This window comes from Salinivibrio sp. MA427, assembly GCF_001996115.1.
GTDB lineage: Bacteria > Pseudomonadota > Gammaproteobacteria > Enterobacterales > Vibrionaceae > Salinivibrio > Salinivibrio costicola.
In genome coordinates this window covers 1-7313 of sequence record NZ_MUFH01000120.1, presented here as the reverse complement: position 1 = coordinate 7313, position 7313 = coordinate 1, and the positions used below count along the sequence as shown (strand labels likewise).

The following is a 7313-nucleotide window of genomic DNA, read 5'->3' as shown; positions in this document are numbered from 1 at the left end:
CCCCAAAGATGACGGGATTATTGCCAAATGCGCAACAGATGTGACGGTTGACGGTAAATTGATTCGTCAAGGCAAGGTCATGAAGTCCGTGTACTATCGCCCAGCAGATCTTGCAAAATGTGTAATGGCCGAATTGGCTTAAATTCACGCGATATACGCTAGCATAACGCCGCTTTTTCTATAAAAAGCGGCGTTTTTTCGTCATGGGCTCAGAGCTCATTTATCACACGCCTACTTAAATTGAGTAAAAGCTCTCCATTGAGCCTATTGTGCAGGCTTGTCATTAAAGTTTTGCAAAAGTGTCTTGTTTTCTTACAAAGATTGCTTCTCATTTCATCTATAATTTTGCCTTTAGTCCTGATTTGGGTCTAAGTTAAAAGCTTGTGAGTCCTCTAAAGTAGGCAGCACATTTTTTAGTGTAACTGCTCTATGTGTTGAACGCCTCACGTGGAGCGGCTCACGCTTTCGTTATAAATCTAGGGAGAACATCGTGGAACATCCTTTCTCACTTGAAGGTAAAGTCGGCATTGTGGCGGGCCTGGCGAATGAAAATAGCATTGCCTTTGGCTGCGCCCAAGCGTTACACCAAGCAGGCGCAGACGTACTGGTGACGTATGGGTCACCTAAGGCAGAGCGCTTTGTCACCCCCCTGAAGCCGTCAATGGGGGATCCTGAAATGATGTTGTGTGATGTGCAAGATGACCACCAATTGGATGCGCTATTTGCGCGTGCCAAAGAAAAATGGGGGCGGATTGATTTTGTTGTTCACTCGATCGCGTTTGCGCCGTTAGATGATTTACACGGTCGGGTGGTGGATTGCTCTCGAGAAGGCTTTTCGCTCGCGATGGATATTTCCTGCCACTCGTTCATTCGCATGGCTAAGCGGGCAGAGCCTCTTATGTCAGCTGGGGGCACACTATTTAACATGTCGTACTATGGCGCAGAAAAAGCCGTGGATAATTACAACTTGATGGGACCGGTTAAAGCCGCGCTCGAATCGACCACGCGCTATCTCGCCGCTGAACTTGGGCCGCAAGGTATCCGTGTTCATGCCATTTCTCCAGGCCCAATTCGTACGCGTGCCGCCTCTGGATTAAAAGAATTTGAAGCGTTGGCGGTAGACGGTGAAACGCGATCGCCGTTACGTCGACTGGCAACGGTACAGGATGTGGGGAATGCGGTTGTTTACCTTACTGCTGATGCAGGGTGTGTACTGACAGGGCTAACGCACTACGTCGACGCCGGTCATCATCTTCGTTTTTAAATCAGCGTATTTTTCGACGTTATAGACGATTAAGGAGCTTACTATGACAGGGACACATAACGAGGAGGTCATCGAGAATAAGACGTACGATGAAATTTCAATCGGTGATGAGGCGTTTTTAGAAAAACGTTTAACCATGGAGGACATTAAGCTTTTTGCGATAATGTCCGGTGATGTCAATCCTGCTCATGTGGATGATGACTTTGCCAAAAGCAGCCGTTTCCAAGAGATTATTGCCCATGGCATGTGGGGCGGCGCATTGATATCAACGGTGCTCGGTACCAAGTTACCCGGGCCTGGGACGGTTTATTTAGGCCAAACGTTAGCCTTTAAAGCACCGGTCATGCTTGGCGACGTACTTCGAGTAATCGTACGCGTCGACCAAATGGACGATAAACGCCATCATATTGTGTTTGCCTGTCGCTGCGAAAATCAACGCGGCGATACCGTCATCGAAGGCGAAGCACGCGTATTAGCCCCCACTAAAAAAGTAAGCCGTCAACGGACAGTCATGCCAGAAGTGCGCTTGTCTGAGCGCGGGCAGTTACACGCGATTCTTACCGCAGCGGATCATCCTGATCCCATGCATACGGCGGTTGTCCACCCCGTTGATGACAGTTCTATTCGTGGCGCGGTTGCGTCGGCAAAACAGCAACTAATCATTCCAACGCTGGTGGGGCCAAGAGATAAAATTCTCGCCGCTGCAGACACCGCCGAAGTGGATATTCAGGACTTCGAAATTGTCGATACTCCGCATAGTCACGCGGCTGCAGAGCGCGCCGTGCAAATGGCACGAGCGGGTCAAATTGAAGCATTAATGAAAGGCGCGTTGCATACTGACGAACTGTTGCACGAGGTTGTCAAACGTGAGGGAGGATTGCGTACTGAACGTTGTTTAAGCCATGTAATGGCATTCGATGTTCCGACCTATCCAAGACCGTTATTTATTACCGATGCTGCGATCAATATTTACCCAGGGCTCGCGCAAAAGCGCGATATCATTCAAAACGCGATTGAGCTGGCGCATGCGATCGGGAACGCCCATCCGCGAGTGGCCATATTGTCAGCCGTTGAAACGATTAATCCGAAGTTGAATGCGACGATTGATGCTGCCGCGCTGTGCAAAATGGCTGAACGTGGTCAGATCACGGGTGGGATCCTTGATGGCCCACTGGCCTTTGATAGTGCCGTTTCTGAGGACTCGCGTGCAACAAAAGGTATTGAGTCGCCAGTGGCAGGGCGTGCTGATATCTTGATGGCTCCCGATCTAGAAGCGGCCAATATGCTGATGAAACAACTCAGCTATCTTGCCGATGCCAAAGGCGCTGGTGTCGTGGTGGGCGCAAGAGTGCCCATTATGTTAACCAGTCGAGCCGATGACGCTTTAACGCGAATAGCGTCAAGCGCGCTAGCGTTATTACTGGCGGACTATCAACGAAAATCGCTCGATAAGTCGCGTGTCTAGTGGATGATGAAAAATATACTCGTAATCAATAGTGGTTCGTCGAGCCTAAAGTTTGCGTTGTTCGACGCTGGCGCAATGTCTAATTCTGACAACACGGATCAGCAAGTCTGTGTATTTCGGGGGCAGTTCTCTGGACTAGGGACAGAACGAACCGCGGTGATCATGCATGCCGGGAATCATGCCTATGCCACTGCTCCGGCTGAGGCCAACGATCATCAGGCGGCTATTATGTCGTTACTCGATTGGTTAGGGCAGCATAATGTGCTCGAACGCCTCATTACGGTCGGACATCGTGTGGTTCATGGAGGGATGCACTATGATTGTGCCACCCGCCTGGACCCGGATAAAGTGACGCTACTGGACGCATTGACGTCTTTGGCGCCATTGCATCAACCTTATAGCCTCGCACCCATTCGAGCGCTAGACGAGCGATTGCCTGGTACGCCTCAAATTGCCTGCTTCGATACCGCCTTTCATGCGAAGCAGCCTTTAGAGGCTCGCCAATTTGCGTTGCCTTATGCGATGTACGATCGCGGCTTTCAACGGTACGGTTTTCATGGGCTTTCCTATGATTATATTTGCCGTTGCTTACCTTCCATGATTCCTAATTATGATCCCCAAGCACGTGTGATTGTGGCCCACTTGGGTAACGGTGCCAGCTTATGTGCGATCCAAGCAGGACAGAGTATTGCATCGACCATGGGGTTTACAGCGCTAGAAGGGTTACCCATGGGGACGCGCTGTGGCGCAATTGATGCCGGATTGGTTTTACACCTCATCGGTGAAGAAGGAATGACGGTCGCTGAAGTAAGCAAACTCCTTTACAAGGAGTCTGGCCTGTTAGGCTTGTCTGGGATCAGCAGTGATATGCAAACATTATTACGTAGTGATAAACCCAGAGCCCAGCAGGCGATCGACCATTATTGTTATCGTATCGCCCGAGAGATCGGGAGTTTGACTGCCGCCTTGGGAGGACTCGATCATTTGGTGTTTACGGCGGGTGTTGGCGAGCATGCAGCACCCGTACGAGACAGTGTCGTGCGCCAATGTGGTTGGCTTGGCATCAGGTTAGATGCATCGGCGAATCAACTGAACCAAATCTGTATCTCAGCCGCTGACAGTGAGGTGGGCGTTTGGGTGATCCCGACCGATGAAGAACGCGTGATCGCGATGGATTGCGTAGCGATGATCGATATGGAATAACCACGAACAATCGTTAGTCAGTGCGAGTAGCTTTGCGGCTATGGTTATCTATAATCTCTGTTATTTCTCCCGATGCGACCAGTTGTTTCAGCGCATCGGTAAGCTGTTTTTTTAAATGCGAATTTGATGACGTTTTGCTTAGGACAATGTAACTTTCAAGGGCTTCGGAGTAGGTCAAAGGCTGCTTTTCAAGCACATCGTTTTGATCGAACTTCGCCACCATGTAGTCAATTTGATGACTTTCGCCAATCACCACACTTGCACGTTGATTGATTAATTGTTTAATCGCAAAGTCTATTTGACTAACAGGGCGTTTAGTAATATTCGAGTCGTTATCAAAATCGGATGTAAAGCTGGCGCCTCGTTCGAGTGACACTGAGTATGAGTACAAATCAGATTGATGTTTAATCGATATCATACTGCCTTTGTGAGTATAGAAAGCGTATATGAGATTGGTTCGATAAGGCGGCGAAAGATAATAAAGATAGCGCTCTCTAGAGGCTCGCTTCAGTACATTTGTCGCGATATCTGCTTTACCCGTTTCTAACAAACGCAGACATCGTTTCCATGCACATTGAACGGTTTCTACATCAACAGCGATCTTGTTCGCTAAAGCATTAACCACATCAACATCAATACCTTGGTAGGGATACTCACTGGTATCACTCCATGGTGGCCAATGCGGTATTGCATATATAATGGTTTTATTTTCAGTGGCATAAGTGCATGCACTAAATGCGATGGTGATAAAAAATGCATGAATGAGACAGCGTCGCATAAGGCTCTTCCGAGTGACCACTTTTGAAGAGTGTAGCAGGGGCTACAGAGACTGCGATTCTGATTGTTCGTAAAAAATGTGATATTCCATACAAAGTTATCTCTTTCAGTCCACGACTGGGCGTGAAATGCGTATCCTTAGCGCCGACAAAGGATGTAAGGATAACACTATGACGCGCGGGTTTTGGGTGGGGTTATTGATACTCAGCCTAACAGGATGTGCACAAAAGCTGGGACGGCCGTTTGATATAAAAAATCTTGCGAAATCAGATATGGATTTGATTACCGATATTCATATCGCCGAAATTCGTCAGATCACCGAGCGACTACTGATCAAGCTCTATAAACGTAATCCCAGAGAGCTAAAAAAAGTGCCCGGAATGACCATCGACCAACGCGTTCACCAGCTAATGGCGGAGCAGCGTCCCCAGAATGGATTCCGTGAGCTGGGTGGAATGGACGGCATTGCATTGTTGCCGCTGGCATTTTCTACTGAGTTCGAGGGTGATCGTGTATTCGCACTGATGGCCGGTGTCACTGGGATGATAAGCGCTAGCTATAATCACCAGACTGAGTTCTTCTTACTCGATGATATTGATCAGCAAAAGCTTTATAACTGTGCACGTAACCTTGAAAAAATTGCGTGGCTGTTAAATAACCGTCGTGATGATCAAGGTCATTTGCTGCTGCTCAGTAACGGCATGAATGCAAATGGTGTCCCCAATTATAGTTATGAGCGCTTACTGAGTCAGATGATCTTGATCCAAGATATGATGGCACTGATGGTGGCGGACAGTACCAATCGTAATATCAATCAAGTGGTACACAGTATGGCCTCTATGACCTTTTTCCCGATTTGAACGCCACCGCTACCGGCCTACCACGCAATGGTGTTGCCTTGATAATCGAAAAAGTGTCCGCTTTGGCTGTCGGTGAGTGTATCGAGAACTTGCTTGAGCCCTTGCGCCGAGATGTCGGCGGTAATCAGCGCATTAGGACCGCCCATTTGGGTTTGTACCCAGCCAGGGTGTAGGGCGACGGTGCGAATCCCTTTTGGTCGTAAATCAATTGATAAGCTTTTGACGACTGCGTTTAGAGCGGCTTTGGAGCTTCTGTAGATATAACCCCCTCCTGATTGATTATCGCTCATACTCCCCACCTTTGATGAGATGAAGGCGAAAATAGGAGTATGTCCGCTATTGTTGGCAAGCGTGAGATGTGGGATAAACGACTCAGCCATGACTAGTGGCGCAATGGTATTGACCGCTAACACCTCTCGCCACGCCTCTGTGTCCGTTTCTCCTAGCTGATAGCCTTTGGGACCATATTGACCGGCATTATTGATCAGTAAGTGAATGGGCGTGTCACTGAGGTTTGATGCAAGTTGTTGCACTGCGGCGTGGTCTGTCACGTCCAACGCCTGTGTTGTCAGTGAGGCATAGTGATTTTTTAGCGTCATTAAATGCGGCGCGGAACCCGGAAAGCGGCAACAAGCAATAACACGCCAGCCATGTTCAAGATACCGCTCGGTAAGGGCTAAACCGATTCCGCGATTCGCGCCAGTGATAAGAAGTGTCGGGGTCATAAAACGCTCAATGTTGTGGATGAATATCACGTCATTATATGACTAATCCACCATCAACTTTAAGTGTTTGACCTGTGATAAAGCTCGCGTTGTCGCTGGCAAGAAAACTGATCGCATTCGCGATGTCTTGTGCGGTACCCATTCGCCCGAGTGGTGTCTTCCCTTTCATCATGTCGATGACTTTATCTGGTAAGTTGGCGGTCATAGGCGTTTCGATAAATCCAGGTGCGACACAGTTGGCGCGAATTTGTGCGCCATGACGAGCGAGCTCTTTTGACCAGGTTTTTGTCATTGCGATGACACCTCCTTTTGAAGCGGCATAGTTGGTTTGGCCAATATTGCCATCGGTACCGACCACTGACGATAAACTGACAATCGCGCCATGCTCTTGAGCGAGCATCAGCGGTGTTATCGCCTGTGTCATGGTAAATACCCCTTTAAGATTCACATCAATGACAGCATCCCAATCCTCTTCGCTCATTTTGGTTAGCAAATTATCACGCGTAATCCCTGCGTTGTTAACGAGCACATCGATGACTGCGTTGTGTTGGTGCAGCGTCTGCACCCAGCTGGCGACAGCGTCTCTGTGGCAGACATCGAGCGCCACGGGTTTTATTACGGCATGGTTTTGCCAGTCTTGCATGTTATCTACAGTCCGGTCTAGCGCGTAAACGGTGTGTGCTCCCTGTTCGACAAATGTCTCGACGATGGAACGGCCAATACCTTGAGCGGCTCCCGTAATGACACAGTGTTTACCGGTCAGCATAGTTTTTCTCCTTGTTGTATTGATCAATAGGTTCTTGGGCAGTTGGTCATCTAAGCCTTTGCTTCTTCTCGCAACGTTGCGCCACTGAAAGATCAACGTGCAACAACTGGGCCAAAGGCAAGCGTCTTAAGCATACATTGTGATATCAWTCTGAGGAGAAATAGGCTAAAATTTAATCAAGATGTCACCGTGTTTAAGAGAGGACCTATGCCGACGTCAATCAACTCGCAACCTTTGTCGCAGCAATATATGC

Annotated in this window: 7 protein-coding genes and 1 pseudogene; 5 read left to right on the top strand and 3 right to left on the bottom strand. The window is 48.6% G+C overall.

Annotation, left to right across the window (positions count from 1 at the left end; all coding sequences use genetic code 11):
• From BZG79_RS16670 to BZG79_RS09100, 4 genes and pseudogenes are all read left to right on the top strand, one after another.
• Nucleotides 1-142: pseudogene (locus BZG79_RS16670) on the top strand (SAM-dependent methyltransferase); the annotation flags it as partial.
• Between the two features lie 348 nt (nucleotides 143-490).
• The gene (gene fabI / locus BZG79_RS09110; protein ID WP_021023763.1) at nucleotides 491-1264 is read left to right on the top strand and encodes an enoyl-ACP reductase FabI; all 774 of its coding nucleotides are present in this window, start codon (nucleotides 491-493) and stop codon (nucleotides 1262-1264) included.
• 43 nt (nucleotides 1265-1307) lie between these two features.
• Nucleotides 1308-2729, top strand: a complete 1422-nt coding sequence (locus tag BZG79_RS09105) for a bifunctional enoyl-CoA hydratase/phosphate acetyltransferase (protein ID WP_077669872.1) — start codon at nucleotides 1308-1310, stop codon at nucleotides 2727-2729.
• Between the two features lie 3 nt (nucleotides 2730-2732).
• Complete coding sequence (locus BZG79_RS09100; protein WP_077774238.1) at nucleotides 2733-3932, top strand: acetate/propionate family kinase; 1200 nt, start codon at nucleotides 2733-2735, stop codon at nucleotides 3930-3932.
• 13 nt (nucleotides 3933-3945) lie between these two features.
• On the opposite strand, the gene BZG79_RS09095 is transcribed toward BZG79_RS09100, so the two are convergent.
• On the bottom strand, nucleotides 3946-4710 hold the full coding sequence (locus tag BZG79_RS09095; protein ID WP_077660610.1) for a transporter substrate-binding domain-containing protein: 765 nt from the start codon (nucleotides 4708-4710) through the stop codon (nucleotides 3946-3948).
• Nucleotides 4711-4879: 169 nt separating this feature from the next.
• On the opposite strand from BZG79_RS09095, the gene BZG79_RS09090 reads away from it, so the two are divergent.
• On the top strand, nucleotides 4880-5569 hold the full coding sequence (locus BZG79_RS09090; RefSeq protein WP_077774237.1) for a hypothetical protein: 690 nt from the start codon (nucleotides 4880-4882) through the stop codon (nucleotides 5567-5569).
• 17 nt (nucleotides 5570-5586) lie between these two features.
• On the opposite strand, the gene BZG79_RS09085 is transcribed toward BZG79_RS09090, so the two are convergent.
• Complete coding sequence (locus BZG79_RS09085) at nucleotides 5587-6294, bottom strand: SDR family oxidoreductase (RefSeq protein WP_077668994.1); 708 nt, start codon at nucleotides 6292-6294, stop codon at nucleotides 5587-5589.
• Between the two features lie 34 nt (nucleotides 6295-6328).
• Nucleotides 6329-7060 carry a 3-oxoacyl-ACP reductase FabG gene (gene fabG, locus BZG79_RS09080; RefSeq protein WP_021023758.1) on the bottom strand — a complete coding sequence of 244 codons (732 nt, stop codon included), beginning with the start codon at nucleotides 7058-7060 and terminating at the stop codon, nucleotides 6329-6331.
• Nucleotides 7061-7313: the final 253 nt, after the last annotated feature.